Annotated in this window: 12 protein-coding genes; 10 read left to right on the top strand and 2 right to left on the bottom strand. The window is 45.4% G+C overall.

The window, feature by feature from the left end; all coding sequences use genetic code 11:
* Nucleotides 1-2 precede the first annotated feature (2 nt).
* Nucleotides 3-707 carry a rhomboid family intramembrane serine protease gene (locus tag DSM107010_RS17110; protein WP_015153676.1) on the bottom strand — a complete coding sequence of 235 codons (705 nt, stop codon included), beginning with the start codon at nucleotides 705-707 and terminating at the stop codon, nucleotides 3-5.
* Between the two features lie 235 nt (nucleotides 708-942).
* On the opposite strand from DSM107010_RS17110, the gene DSM107010_RS17105 reads away from it, so the two are divergent.
* From DSM107010_RS17105 to DSM107010_RS17070, 7 genes are all read left to right on the top strand, one after another.
* Nucleotides 943-1,125 carry a hypothetical protein gene (locus DSM107010_RS17105; RefSeq protein WP_106168862.1) on the top strand — a complete coding sequence of 61 codons (183 nt, stop codon included), beginning with the start codon at nucleotides 943-945 and terminating at the stop codon, nucleotides 1,123-1,125.
* Between the two features lie 172 nt (nucleotides 1,126-1,297).
* Nucleotides 1,298-1,867 carry a DUF4126 domain-containing protein gene (locus DSM107010_RS17100; RefSeq protein ID WP_106168858.1) on the top strand — a complete coding sequence of 190 codons (570 nt, stop codon included), beginning with the start codon at nucleotides 1,298-1,300 and terminating at the stop codon, nucleotides 1,865-1,867.
* Between the two features lie 359 nt (nucleotides 1,868-2,226).
* A complete protein-coding gene (locus tag DSM107010_RS17095; protein WP_106168859.1) occupies nucleotides 2,227-3,237 on the top strand; it encodes a zinc-dependent alcohol dehydrogenase family protein in 1,011 nt (336 codons plus the stop codon).
* A gap of 96 nt (nucleotides 3,238-3,333) precedes the next feature.
* The gene (locus DSM107010_RS17090) at nucleotides 3,334-3,825 is read left to right on the top strand and encodes a DinB family protein (RefSeq protein ID WP_106168860.1); all 492 of its coding nucleotides are present in this window, start codon (nucleotides 3,334-3,336) and stop codon (nucleotides 3,823-3,825) included.
* Nucleotides 3,826-3,843: 18 nt separating this feature from the next.
* The gene (locus tag DSM107010_RS17085; protein WP_015153681.1) at nucleotides 3,844-4,638 is read left to right on the top strand and encodes an SDR family NAD(P)-dependent oxidoreductase; all 795 of its coding nucleotides are present in this window, start codon (nucleotides 3,844-3,846) and stop codon (nucleotides 4,636-4,638) included.
* Nucleotides 4,639-4,762: 124 nt separating this feature from the next.
* The gene (gene fumC, locus DSM107010_RS17080; protein WP_181246444.1) at nucleotides 4,763-6,163 is read left to right on the top strand and encodes a class II fumarate hydratase; all 1,401 of its coding nucleotides are present in this window, start codon (nucleotides 4,763-4,765) and stop codon (nucleotides 6,161-6,163) included.
* A 353-nt stretch (nucleotides 6,164-6,516) separates the two neighbouring features.
* Nucleotides 6,517-7,269, top strand: coding sequence for an SPOR domain-containing protein (locus tag DSM107010_RS17070; protein WP_127023436.1), 753 nt, complete (start codon nucleotides 6,517-6,519; stop codon nucleotides 7,267-7,269).
* Between the two features lie 20 nt (nucleotides 7,270-7,289).
* On the opposite strand, the gene DSM107010_RS17065 is transcribed toward DSM107010_RS17070, so the two are convergent.
* Nucleotides 7,290-7,706: an MAPEG family protein gene (locus tag DSM107010_RS17065; protein WP_106169607.1), complete on the bottom strand. Its 417-nt coding sequence runs from the start codon at nucleotides 7,704-7,706 to the stop codon at nucleotides 7,290-7,292.
* Between the two features lie 307 nt (nucleotides 7,707-8,013).
* Between DSM107010_RS17065 and DSM107010_RS17060 the strand changes: the two genes are divergently transcribed.
* From DSM107010_RS17060 to DSM107010_RS17050, 3 genes are all read left to right on the top strand, one after another.
* Nucleotides 8,014-9,573 carry an NAD(P)H-hydrate dehydratase gene (locus DSM107010_RS17060; RefSeq protein WP_106169605.1) on the top strand — a complete coding sequence of 520 codons (1,560 nt, stop codon included), beginning with the start codon at nucleotides 8,014-8,016 and terminating at the stop codon, nucleotides 9,571-9,573.
* Nucleotides 9,574-9,682: 109 nt separating this feature from the next.
* Nucleotides 9,683-12,163 carry an EAL domain-containing protein gene (locus tag DSM107010_RS17055; RefSeq protein WP_106169602.1) on the top strand — a complete coding sequence of 827 codons (2,481 nt, stop codon included), beginning with the start codon at nucleotides 9,683-9,685 and terminating at the stop codon, nucleotides 12,161-12,163.
* 311 nt (nucleotides 12,164-12,474) lie between these two features.
* A complete protein-coding gene (locus DSM107010_RS17050; RefSeq protein WP_015153687.1) occupies nucleotides 12,475-12,783 on the top strand; it encodes a hypothetical protein in 309 nt (102 codons plus the stop codon).
* Nucleotides 12,784-12,844 lie beyond the last annotated feature (61 nt).

Below are 12,844 nucleotides of genomic sequence, written 5' to 3'. Positions count from 1 at the left end.
AATTAATCGCGTTTCAACAATCCAAACATTGGGGCGAGAATTGCCCCAAATACAAATCCTCCGGCGTGCGCCCAATAAGCGACACCGCCACTTTCCATCCCAATATTGCTAGGAACTTGTAAACTAGCGATACCATATAAAGCTTGTTGAACGAACCACAATCCTAAGAAAAAAATTGCTGGAATTTGCAAGGTAGTCACGAAGAATCCCAAAAATACTAAAGTCAATACCCTTGCTTGGGGATAGCGCAAAATGTACGCACCCATCACGCCTGCGATCGCCCCACTTGCACCCAATGAGGGAATAGTTGAATTTGGTGAGAAAAACCACTGAGATAATGCCGCTAAAACTCCACAAGTAAGATAAAAAATTAAAAATTTTACATGTCCCAAACGGTCTTCTACATTATTCCCAAAAATCCAGAGAAACAGCATATTTCCGGCAATGTGTAAGAAGCCGCCATGCAAAAATTGAGATGAAATTAATGTCATCCATTCTGGTAATTGCTGCGGTGTTGGAATGGGACATCTACCCACTATATTTCCTGACAATTGGCAAGGCACGACGGCAGCTGAATAGAAAAATTCTTGTAATTGTTGTTGGTTCAGGGTTAATTGGTAAAGAAAAATACCAATATTTGCACCGATTAATCCATAGGTAATATAAGGCGTAATTGATGTAGGAACATCGTCGCGCAAAGGGAACACGGCATTTTTCCTTATCGTGAAACTGCTTGTAAAATTTTAGCTTAAGTATTTTTTACCACAACAGAGGAAGTCAAAAGTCAAAAGTCAGAAGTCAAAACTTTTCTCAGAACTCACTTCAACAAAATTACTCCTAAAGGTGGAGCAAAAATTACACCAAACCACATGTAAGAGGGAGGAGAGTGCATTTTCTTGCTGTATAGAATGATGCTAAATTAGCATGAATTTGGAAAAGATTATGTCAGAAGAAGAAAAAAATACGTCATCAGCTTCCGGCGGCTATCAAACCCCCGTTGAGGAAGACATTCGCAAAACTGGTAATGCGGCTCAAACAGATGCTAAGCCTTCTGCTATACCAGAATCTGGCAGCAGCGATCAAATGGCTGAGGGTGGTGGCAATCAAGGCACTGAAAAGCGCTAGTATGTATCAGTTATCAGTGTAGAGACGTTACATGTAACGTCTCTACACAGTTGTCAGTTATCAGTTGTTGGTTATGACTTCTGACTCCTGAGTTTTAATTTTTAACTTTTGACGTTTGACTTTTAATTTTTGACTTCTCCCTTGTCTCCCCTGTTCTCTTGTTCCCTCAAAGATGGATACTCTAGAAGGTATTAGTATCGGTATTGCTCTCAGTGCGGCTTGTGGCTTTCGGATTTTTATTCCACCGTTAGTCATGAGTATTGCAGCTGTTTTCGGTCATTTACCCCTGGCTTCAGGTTTTGCTTGGATGGGGACTTATCCGGCACTGATAGCTTTTGCTGTGGCGACGGCGGTGGAAGTGGGGGCTTACTATATTCCCTTGGTAGACCACTTGCTAGATACTATTGCTACCCCAACCGCGATCGCAATTGGTACTGCTATTACCGCTGCTTTTCTACCCGATACCGATCCTTTACTCAAATGGACTTTAGCCGCGATCGCAGGTGGTGGTACAGCTGGTACAATTCAAGGCTTAACGGGAATTGCTCGGATATCTTCTACTGCTTTGACAATTGGACTCGGTAATTCAGTCGTAGCGACAATTGAATCTTTCGGCGCGTTTGTTTTGTCAATCTTGGCGCTCGTATTACCTTTCTTAGCTGTTAGCTTAGCTGTGGTTTTAATTGTCGTTAGCTTGAGTAAAATAATTCAGATCTTGTATAGTAAAAAGCAGGTTGAATAGTTCGCATTTTCTTAAGTTGCGATCGTCTATTTTCTTTCAACTACGTCATAAAAGATCCCCCCATCCCCCCTTAAAAAGGGGGGTGATAAAATTGGATATATGACAATGGCAAATGACTAATGAAGCTCAAAATGGGGGGCGATAAAATCGGATATTTTACAATGACGAATGACGAATGACAAATTTATGACAATTAAAAATATTGCGATCGCCACTGTTTCAAATTTGACAATATAAGCAATCAAACTAGCTATCTATTTTTTCCATCCTAGCTAATGCTAGATCTGCAACCAATTTTTTTACTATGTAGAGACGTTACATGTAACGTCTCTACAGCCAGAACCAGATGGAGAATTAGCATGAAGGTATACGAAATTCAGAATTCCTTCGGTTTAGACTCTCTAAACATTGCAGAACGTCCAGATGCTAGCCCCAGTTACGGACAAGTATTAATCAAAATCCGGGCAGTATCCCTGAATTACCGCGATCTGATGGTGGTTAAAGGACTGTACAATCCCAACATACCTTTACCTCTAATTCCCTTTTCTGATGGCGCGGGAGAAGTTGTAGCAGTAGGGGAAGGAGTGACGCGGGTAAAAGTGGGCGATCGCGTGGCGGGTATTTTCTTCCAAAATTGGATCGCCGGAAAACTAACCGCAGCAAAAACCAACTCGGCTTTGGGTGGAGCCAGAGACGGAATGCTGGCAGAATACGTAGTATTGCACGAGGATGGTTTAGTACACGTTCCAGCGCACCTCACAGACGCAGAAGCATCTGCTTTACCCTGCGCCGCCGTCACTGCTTGGAATGCCCTATTTCACTCCGGTAACCTCAAAGCAGGCGAGACAGTACTCGTACAAGGTACGGGCGGAGTTTCGATTTTTGCCCTTCAGTTTGCCAAAATTGCAGGGGCGCGAGTTATTGCTACCTCCAGCAGCGATGAAAAGTTGGAAAAAGTCAAGCAATTAGGGGCTTCAGAAACAATTAATTACAAACAATCTCCTCAATGGGGCAAAACCGCCAGAGAATTAACTGGTGGTGAGGGTGTCGATCTAGTTGTAGAAGTTGGCGGATCGGGAACTTTAAACGAATCTTTACGGGCTGTACGTATAGGCGGACAAATAAGTTTAATCGGCGTTCTCAGCGGTGGTAGTGGCGAGATTAGCACGGTATCGATGTTAATGAAAAGCGTGTGCGTGCAGGGAATTTATGTTGGTTCGCGAGAGATGTTTGAAGCCATGAATCAAGCAATTACGCTACATCAAATCAAACCAATTGTAGATCGTGTCTTTCCTTTTTCTGAAGCACGAGAAGCTTTGAAATATATGGAAAGCGGCTCTCACTTCGGCAAAATTTGTATCCAATTCTAAATTCCTATACGGGCGGGTTCACCGAAAATCTCTGCTAGTAGTAAAGCCGCTCGCTAAACTCGCCCCTACAATTCCCCAGCTCCCTTCAAAACTAATATGCTTGTCGAACACTTTCAAATGCTTGCCCGCTATAACAGTTTGGCAAATCACAAATTGTATCAAGTTTGTTCTCAGTTAAGCGATGCAGAACGCAAGCAAAATCGACCTGCATTTTTTAAGAGCATTCATGGCACGCTCAATCATATTTTAGTAGGCGACCGCATTTGGCTGACAAGATTTGCAGGCAAGCAAATACCATCAACTATGCTCGATGCAATTCTTTACGAAGATTATGAGGAATTGTGGACGGCACGTAGAGTAGAAGATGAGCAGATTGAAACCTTTGTTGCCAATCTAACTGCGGAGTTTTTGCACGGGACGATCGAGTATGTAAACAATGCAGGAAAAACTTGTGCAGATCCAGTCAATTTATTAGTCGCTCACTTTTTCAACCATCAAACTCACCACCGAGGACAGATTCACGACATGGTGACACAGACTACAATTTCACCACCGTCTTTAGATATGCATCGCTTGATTAGACCTTAATCTGTAAGGAGCGATCGAATGGATCTTCAACTAACGGACAAAATCGCCCTAATTAGTGGTTCTACTGCTGGAATCGGCTTGGCGATCGCGACGATTTTAGCCCAAGAGGGGGCAACAGTAGCGATTAATGGCAGAAAACCAGAACGAGTTGGGAGTGCGATGGATAAAATTAGGCAGATTTATCCAGAAGCAAAACTACAAGGTGTCACGGCAGATTTATCTACCGCAGTTGGTGCTGAGTTAACGTTTCAGCAAGTACCAGTCGTAGACATTTTGGTGAATAATCTGGGAATTTATCAAGCCAAGGAATTTGGCGAAATCACAGATGTAGATTGGATGGAAATTATCGAAACTAACCTCATGAGTGGCGTGCGGTTATCGCGGCATTACTTACCGCTGATGCTGCAACAAAACTGGGGACGGATTATTTTTATCTCCAGCGAATCATCTGTGAATATTCCCGCTGAAATGATCCATTATGGCGTAACCAAAACCGCTCAACTTGCCTTGGCGCGAGGAATGGCAGAAACTACAGTTGGTAGTAACGTTACGGTAAATTCTATCCTGGCTGGTCCCACCAAGTCAGAAGGGGTAGAAACTTTCGTGCAAGACATGGCGCAGTCTGGCAATATCGATCCGAGCCAAGTAGAAAAAGAGTTTTTCGAGAAGACTCGCCCTTCTTCCCTAATTAAACGCTTCGCCACGCCGGAGGAAGTTGCGGCTTTAGTTGCTTTCGTAGCCAGTCCCTTAGCGTCTGCTATTAACGGCGCAGCCTTGCGGGTTGAGGGGGGAGTGGTGCGATCGATTATTTAAGTAGTAGGGGCGCACAGCCGTGCGCCCCTCTAGATATTGTATAAACCATGTTCGTATGGTTTATCCAATTGCGAATTGGAGTGCCATAGGATGTAGGATGTGGTGAATTAAGGAACAAATGCTAATGGAACCCATGACTGCTCAAATCGGCACTCGGACTGAAACCGATAGTATGGGGACGATTGAAGTACCAAGCGATCGCTACTGGGGCGCACAAACCCAGCGATCGCTAATTTACTTCGCCATTGGCAACGATACCATGCCACGGGAAATGATTCGGGCGATCGGAGTTTTGAAACAAGCGGCGGCGGTTGTCAATCAAGAGTTGGGACAACTACCGGAAGATAAAGCGAGTTTAATCGTGCAAGCCGCAGAAGAGGTAATTTCTGGCAAGCTAGACGACCATTTTCCGTTACGAATTTGGCAGACGGGCAGCGGCACTCAAACCAACATGAATGCAAATGAAGTTATTGCCAATCGAGCGATCGAGCTAGCTGGGGGAGTTTTGGGCAGTAAAAAGCCAATTCACCCCAACGACCATGTAAATATGTCCCAATCTTCCAACGATACGTTTCCCACAGCAATGCATATTGCCGCAGCTGAAGAGATTTACCATCGACTGCTACCAATGGTCAAGAAACTGCGAGACGCATTGGCAGCTAAATCTGAGGAATTTCAGGAGATTGTCAAAATCGGTCGCACTCACTTGATGGATGCCGTACCTTTGACTTTAGGACAAGAATTTTCTGGCTATATCGCTCAATTAGATAAAGACTTAAACCGCATTCAAGCTGCATTACCAGATTTATATGAATTAGCAATTGGGGGTACGGCAGTAGGTACGGGTTTGAATACACATCCAGAATTTGCCGATCGCGTGGCGGCGAAAATTAGCGATCGCACCCAATTACCATTTATCTCTGCCCCAAATAAATTTGCCGCTTTAGCGGCTCACGATGCGATCGTTGCTGCTAGCGGGACGCTGAAAACCCTAGCAACTTCGTTAATGAAAATTGCTAACGATCTGCGCTGGTTGGGTTCTGGTCCCCGGTGTGGCTTAGGAGAGCTAATTTTACCTGCAAACGAACCTGGATCGTCAATTATGCCAGGAAAAGTCAATCCGACTCAGTGCGAGGCGATGACAATGGTATGCGTGCAAGTAATCGGAAACGACACCGCGATCGCAGTTGCCGGATCTCAAGGTAACTTCGAGCTAAACGTGTTCAAGCCTGTCATGATACACAACTTGCTGCACTCCATCCGATTATTAGCCGATGCTTGCTCGTCTTTTACCGAACATTTAGTTGTTGGTATTGAGCCAAATCGAGAACAAATTCAGCATTTCCTCACCAATTCCCTGATGCTAGTCACAGCACTCAACCCCCATATCGGTTACGATCGCGCTGCTGCTGTGGCGAAAAAAGCATATAGCGATCGCACTACGCTACGCCAAGCCTGTGTCGAGTTAGGCTACCTCACCGAAGTAGAATTCGATCGCCTCGTCCGCCCGGAGAAAATGATTTAATTAGGGAGCAGAGAGTAAGGAGGGACAAAGGGGAACTCGGGAACCCCACGACCGAAGGGAGTGGGGATTAGGGGGCGAAGGGGGACAAGGGAGCAACTACCCATTACCAACTCCCATTACCCATTACCTATTCTTCCCGTGTATCTACTGAACGTTCAATCGCAGCAGCATGAATCCAGAAAAAGTTTCCGCATAAATGCTCTGGGGGTAAGAGTGAGGGTGGGTTAATTTTTTTTATATTTTTGTTGCTTGTACTTAGCCTAAATGCTAATTTTCAGCGTTGTGGGTGGGAATGCAGCGAAAATTGTTTTATATTCAATAACTACTCGACTTAAAGCACAAGGCTAGCTACGATGAAGCGGCGAATTCAATCTTCCATAATAACCAAATTTTTTAATTTAGATATTAGTAGGAACATGGCGATCGCGCCAGTCGTAACTCTATTGGTAGGAACATGGTTGGCAGTAGTTGCTAACGCCACTGAAACGCAACCCATAGCTGAAAACAAAAAAACAATTCCGAATTCCGCATTCCGAATTTCTAATTCTAATTTCACTCCCCGCGAACTCGACTTTCAAGCTCCCTCTTCTGCACCAGCTAACCCCGCATCAGTTAAGCCTTTACCAGTAAATCCCGTACCTACTCCTCGCACAACGAATTACTTGGTTTACGTAAATAATCCGAATGCATTGACGCTACAACGAATCAAACAGTTTGAGCCATCGGCATTCGTGCGCCAGTATCAACAAAGAAACGTGATTCAGGCAGGAATATTTCAACAAACTGCCAACGCCCAAAAACTAGCGATCGCTCTAGAATCTCAAGGCATTGATGCGCGAATTGTCAATCTTTCAACTGGAGAAGATACAGATTTTACAGGTAAATTTTATTTCGTTGTCATTCCTGCTAAACAAGACAAATTAGGTGCGATCGAACAGCGAATCCAACAGCTAAGAATGGGAATGCCAGTCAGAATTAGCCAGCGCCAAGAACCGCGCACTCACGTCAGAGTAGGACCATTTTTGGCAAAAGAACAAGCCGAAAATTGGCGGCGCTATTTACGAGCTTCAGGACTGAGAAGGGCGCGAGTTTATTACGGACAATAGTTAATAATTGAATTAATAACCTAGAAAACTGCTAGTACAATTAAGGCGACCAAGCAAACAAACTGAATGCCTAAACAGAAAACTCGATACAACGGATTTAAGCCAGCTATGTGAATCAGTGAGTGTGCTAGCCGAAATCCGATGTACGCAACAACTAGTGAATCTACCGCTGTTCCAGATACGCCTCGAACTGTGAGCAGAAACACAACTCCTAAATATAAAGGTAGGTTCTCCACCAAGTTAGCTTGTACCCGATATAACCGCCAAAGCAAGCTTTCATCATTTGGTGTGGCGAAATCTTTGACAGAACCACCAGCAGAGAGATGTCGAATTCTAACAACAATCAAAGAGACAACGACAGCGATCGTCCATACGATGAAAATTACTAAACCCCAAAGGGGAAAGGTCATATTCACAGTACCCATGACTGAATACATACAATCTGTCCTGGTAATGAGACTGCTGCTACTATAGCGTTCCTCACGCAATTGCTTTCAATCGTCCTGGACTGCATATATAGCGCTCCTAGATGAATCGTGAAATCGATTGCCCGTGTAGAGACGTTACATGTAACGTCTCTACACGGAAAACGTTTGCAAATCAATTTGGATTGCTGTAGTTGCTGCTGATATGCGATCGCAGCACGACCCGAAAAACCGATCGCCTCAAGCTTTATGACTCAAGCGTTAAGCTGTAGCTCGATAAGGCTGGTAGTCTAGATAAAGTAAGCTTTGGATTTGAGCTTTGCTACCAGAACGATCTAGACGCAAACAAATTGAGCAAGTCGTAGTTACGGCTGAGCAGATGCGCCAGATTGAGGCGCGGATATTTGCTGCGGGAATGCCAGTAGCAGCTTTGATGGAAAAAGTAGGGGGCGCGATCGCCCGACGAGTGCAGACATTGTATCCCTATCCGCAGATACGGCGGGTCGGCGTGCTGGTAGGACCAGGACATAACGGTGGTGATGCGTTGGTGGTGGCGCGAGAGCTACATTTTCAAGGGTATGAAGTTCTCGTTTACCGTCCGATCGCCAAATTAAAAGAATTAACCGACCAACACGCACAGTATGTTAAGAGTTTGGGCATTCCACATTTTGAGGCGATCGCTCCCTTGCAAGATTGTGACTTGTTAATCGATGGCTTATTTGGGTTTGGCATGGAACGCCAAATCACCGAGCCTATCGCCTCAGATATTCACCAACTCGACCGCTGGTCTATGCCTATTCTCAGCATCGATCTCCCTTCTGGGTTGCATACAGATACAGGAGAAGTGCTAGGAAAAGCAGTTAAAGCAACGCGAACTTTTTGTTTGGGATTGTGGAAGCAAGGATTATTACAAGATCGAGCATTAGAGTATATCGGTACGGCAGAACTGCTCGATTTTGACATCCCCACAGCAGATATACACGCTGTTTTGGAAGCGCCTAAAGTCAAGCGCGTGACGAGTGACTTGGCGATCGCCACTCTTCCCCTGACTCGTCCGCCAGTTACCCACAAATACAAACAAGGGCATTTACTACTCATCTGCGGTTCGCGACGCTATGCTGGCGGTGCATTACTAACGGCTTTAGGTGCTAGAGCAAGTGGTGTCGGAATGCTGTCGATCGCCGTGCCTGAATCGCTCAAACCCCTGCTGAACGCGCAACTTCCTGAAGCATTAGTTGTAGGTTGTCCCGAAACCGATAACGGCGCGATCGCCCAGCTCGATTTACCAGAAGGAACCGATTTAGAATCATTTCAAGCTATTGCCTGCGGTCCCGGTCTGACTTTAGAAGCCACGCCGATTATCCAAGGAGTTTTGAACAACGATTGTCCCCTAGTTCTAGATGCAGACGGGTTGAATATTCTTGCCATTTTGGGGACGCAAAAGTTATCGCGGCGATCGTCTCCAACCGTCCTCACACCTCATGCAGGAGAGTTTAAGCGCTTATTTCCCGATGCTCCTAGCCCGATGCAAGACCGCGTTAGTGCTGTACGAGAAGCAGCGCAGACGAGCAAAGCAGTAGTATTGCTCAAGGGAGCGAGAACGGCGATCGCCAATCCATCAGGTCAAGTCTGGCTTAATCCTGAGAGTACGCCTGCATTAGCACGGGGTGGGAGTGGCGATGTTTTAACTGGATTACTGGGGGGACTGCTCGCCCAGGCAACCGCACAACATATCTCAGTAGATGCGATCGCGGCGTGTGCGGCATGGTGGCACTCCCAAGCTGGCATTTTAGCAGAACGAGAAAGAACTCAAATCGGAGTCGATGCATTTACATTGACGCAGTTTTTGATTCCAGTTCTGCATCAATCTGTAGGATAGTCGTTAAAAATCATACTTTTTGAGGGAGAAAAACTCTGTACTTAAATGGCAAGCTGAGAGAAATTAGCCTACGGCAGGATTTTCTGCTGCCAAAATCTCAGCAGCAAGTATGGTAGATCGGGAAATAATTCAGATAAGTAGAGCCTTAAGCGCCACCTACGATCTGCGGGTGGTTTTTCTTTCGCTAGCGATCGCGATTTTTGGTGCTTACACAGCGCTAGATTTGGTGGGACAAGTTATTTATGCGCAGGGAATTGCACGGAAATTTTGGACGGTTGGCGGCGCGATCGCTTTAGGAATTAGTGTCTGGGCAATGCATTTTGTTGCCATGCTTGCCTATCAATTACCAATTCCCATCTCTTACAACTTTGAAATCGTTTTACTGTCAATGGTAGTGGCGATCGCATTTGCTGGTTTGGGGCTGTTCCTCGTCAGTCGCCTACCGTTGAAATGGCTGTTGTTAGCGTCTGGCAGTTTTTTTGTCGGGCTTGCCGCTATTGGGATGCATTACATTGCTATGCAGGGGATGTTGGTAGCAGCAGAACCAATCTACGATCTGCGGTTCGTTGCTTTTTCCAATTTGTGTGCGGTTGGTCTGTCCTTTTGTGGCTTATGGCTGACATTTCATCCGGCTGCTAAAGTTCTGGTTCCGGCTGAGAGTTGGCGCAAGCTGGGAAGTGCCATCTTAGCGGGAACTGCGATTGATGGAATGCACTACCTGGCGATGGCGGGAGTCGATTTCTATCCCAGCGTCCAAAAATTAAGCACGATGCCTGCTGGCATTGATAACTACGTGCTGGCAATTACGATTGGTGGTGCAACTTTGGCGATCTTATTATTGGGTGGCTTGGCTTCTTTTTTTGGTCAACAACTCAGAGCAGAAATCGCCAGAGTTGAAGCAATACGAGAAAGTGAAAAGCGATATCAAGAATTATTCGAGCTGGCTCCCGATGCCTATTTTTCCCTGACACCTGATGGCACAATCCAATCGGCAAATCAGTTTAGTGCTGAGTATTTAGGCTATAGCCAAGAAGAACTAATTGGTAGTTCGGCTTGGATGACAGTTTACGAAGCCGATCTTCCTTGGGCGCAGCAGTGGATGGAGAGCATGTTTCGCGACAGAGTGACGACGAGCGAAATCGAACTGCGAAAAGTGCGTAAAGATGGCTCGGTGTTTTGGATTCGCGAACGCAGCAAATTAATTTTAGATGCAATGGGGACACCTGTAGGACTGAATACGATTTGCCGCGACATTACCCAATTGAAACAAGTAGAAGAACAATTGCGGCAGAATGCGTTTCACGATCCGCTCACGGGATTACCCAATCGCGTGCTGTTTATGGATCGCTTGCAATTAGCGATCGAGCATCACAAAAGGCATCCAGAAGATTTTTTCGCCGTTTTGTTTCTAGATTTAGACCGCTTTAAAGTCATTAACGATAGTTTAGGGCATTTACTGGGCGATCGCTTACTCATGGCGATCGGCGATCGCCTTAAAGAATGTCTGCGTCCTATAGATACGGTAGCGCGGCTCGGGGGAGACGAATTTACAATTCTGATCGAGGATATTACCGATGTTAGCGATGCAATTCGCGTTGCCGAACGAGTCAATACTGCGCTTGCTGTGCCGTTTCATTTAGACGGACAGGAAGTTTTCACCGCTGCCAGTATTGGTATTGCCTTAAGTACCACTGGTTATGACAACTCCGAAGACGTGCTGCGAGATGCCGACCTTGCCATGTATCGCGCCAAAAGTCAGGGAACGTCAGGCTATCAGATATTTAACCCTGACATGCACGCTAGGGCAGTAGCACTGTTGCAATTGGAAACAGATCTAAGAAATGCTGTGGAACGACAAGAGTTTCGCCTGTACTATCAACCAATTATCTCGCTAGCTACAGGTAGAATTGTCGGTTTTGAGGCTTTGATTCGCTGGCAACATCCCCAATACGGTTTGCAAAACCCCAGCCAATTTATCCACGCCGCAGAGGAGGCGGGACTGATTAACCGCATCTGTCAGTGGGTACTCTACACGGCTTGCGCTCAATTAGCTCAGTGGCAAAGGCAATTTCCTGCGATCTCACCTTTAACGATGAGTGTAAATATTTCTGGCAAGCAGTTCAGTCAACCCCAGCTCAGCCAGCAAGTACAGCAAGCTTTACAGGATACAGAATTAAGTGCCGAATGCTTGCACCTAGAGATTACTGAAGGCGCAATTATGGATGGAGCCGGAGCCGCACCCGATCTCCTCTGGCAGTTACGAAATTTAGGCGTGCAATTATGGATCGATGACTTTGGCACGGGATACTCATCTCTAGGGCGGCTCTACCACTTTCCGATTCACGGTTTAAAGGTCGATCGCTCCTTTGTGGCACAAATTGAAAACGCTGACAACGTCCCCCTTGTGGAAACTATCCTCACTCTCGCTCGCCAACTCGAACTAGAGGTGACAGCCGAAGGAGTAGAAACCGCAACACAACTTACCCGACTGCGAGCTTTACAGTCCGAATACGCACAAGGCTACTTTTTCTCTCCTGCTGTAGATGGGGAAGCAGCAACAGCCTTACTGAGTCAAAATCTGCAATGGTAAAAAAGTTGAAAGTCGTAAGTCGAACAAGGGATAGGGGGAGTAATTCTAGCCACTAGTCACCAGCCACTAGCCACTAATAACTGATAAATCTGTAGCTTTTCATCTTGACACAGCCGATCGCCAAATTGCGAGATTTTTATCAGGGTTTTTAACTTGTATTATTTGTTTACACTTACCTATTAATACTTAACGATCGCTGGCTCCCAATTAAGAATATCTTAATTTCAGTAATTTTTCTGACCCAGAAAATGTGCGGATAAATTATGTTTGATTTGTCTGCTTCATGAAATTTTTTTGAACTTAAACGGAAAATGCTGACTGGAAAGCAACTCACATACACACTTCTCTCTACTGCCACTTTTTTCTTTCCTACATTGGTTCGAGCTGAAGCAAATACCAATGCATACCCGGCAGAAGTCGTACAAAGTTTTATGCAGGAATGCACGGAAAAAAGCGGTAAAAAACAAGTCTGTGCTTGCGTCCTCGATCGCATTCAAGACGACTACGATCTCGAACAGTTTTCTAAACTAGAAAAAAAGTACAGAGCAACTGGCAAAATTCCCAAAGAAGTCAAGAAGTTTATGTTTGGCTGCGTTGCCAGCAATCTTGCTAATAATTGAGTCATTTGTCATTTGTCATTTGTGAATGATTAGTGTTCTTAGTTACGACTTACGACTTCTC

It is taken from the genome of Chroococcidiopsis cubana SAG 39.79, from assembly GCF_003991895.1.
GTDB classification, from domain to species: Bacteria; Cyanobacteriota; Cyanobacteriia; order Cyanobacteriales; family Chroococcidiopsidaceae; genus Chroococcidiopsis; species Chroococcidiopsis thermalis.
This window is presented reverse-complemented; position numbering and strand designations above follow the sequence as displayed.

Excerpts from the sequence above, each read along its gene's own strand:
- DSM107010_RS17085 (WP_015153681.1), top strand. The coding sequence starts at position 3,844 with ATGGATCTTCAACTAACGGACAAAATCGCCCTAATTAGTGGTTCTACT.
- fumC (WP_181246444.1), top strand. The coding sequence starts at position 4,763 with ATGGAACCCATGACTGCTCAAATCGGCACTCGGACTGAAACCGATAGT.
- DSM107010_RS17100 (WP_106168858.1), top strand. The coding sequence starts at position 1,298 with ATGGATACTCTAGAAGGTATTAGTATCGGTATTGCTCTCAGTGCGGCT.
- DSM107010_RS17095 (WP_106168859.1), top strand. The coding sequence starts at position 2,227 with ATGAAGGTATACGAAATTCAGAATTCCTTCGGTTTAGACTCTCTAAAC.
- DSM107010_RS17070 (WP_127023436.1), top strand. The coding sequence starts at position 6,517 with ATGAAGCGGCGAATTCAATCTTCCATAATAACCAAATTTTTTAATTTA.
- DSM107010_RS17090 (WP_106168860.1), top strand. The coding sequence starts at position 3,334 with ATGCTTGTCGAACACTTTCAAATGCTTGCCCGCTATAACAGTTTGGCA.
- DSM107010_RS17105 (WP_106168862.1), top strand. The coding sequence starts at position 943 with ATGTCAGAAGAAGAAAAAAATACGTCATCAGCTTCCGGCGGCTATCAA.
- DSM107010_RS17055 (WP_106169602.1), top strand. The coding sequence starts at position 9,683 with ATGGTAGATCGGGAAATAATTCAGATAAGTAGAGCCTTAAGCGCCACC.
- DSM107010_RS17050 (WP_015153687.1), top strand. The coding sequence starts at position 12,475 with ATGCTGACTGGAAAGCAACTCACATACACACTTCTCTCTACTGCCACT.
- DSM107010_RS17065 (WP_106169607.1), bottom strand. The coding sequence starts at position 7,706 with ATGTATTCAGTCATGGGTACTGTGAATATGACCTTTCCCCTTTGGGGT.